Annotated in this window: 1 protein-coding gene; it reads left to right on the top strand. The window is 45.4% G+C overall.

Annotated elements, in window-relative coordinates; translation table 11 throughout:
• Nucleotides 1-280: PTS transporter subunit EIIC (locus tag SAZ04_RS21860; RefSeq protein ID WP_332699635.1), on the top strand; the 280-nt coding region annotated here is incomplete at both ends.

The following is a 280-nucleotide window of genomic DNA, read 5'->3' as shown; positions in this document are numbered from 1 at the left end:
CCCTTTTAGATACACACCATTCCAATATGGTCCAGCAGTCGTACAGGAGGGTATGACAGCTTACTGGTTTCAGAACTTAGGACCTTTCGCTCAGACGACAGAACCTGTCAAGGATGACTTTCCACAGGCTGGTTTCCTTCTACACGGTAACTCAAAAATGTTTGCTGCCCCCGGTATTGCATTAGCTATTTATGCCACAGCAAAACCGGAGAACAGAAAAAAAGTGGGTGCGTTACTATTAGCGGCAACATTAACATCGGTCTTTGCTGGTATTACAGAG

Source organism: Halalkalibacter lacteus (genome assembly GCF_036663595.1).
Lineage (GTDB): Bacteria > Bacillota > Bacilli > Bacillales > Bacillaceae_D > Halalkalibacter > Halalkalibacter lacteus.
Note: the sequence above shows the minus strand (reverse complement) of the source record. Positions and strands in the feature narration are given on the sequence as shown.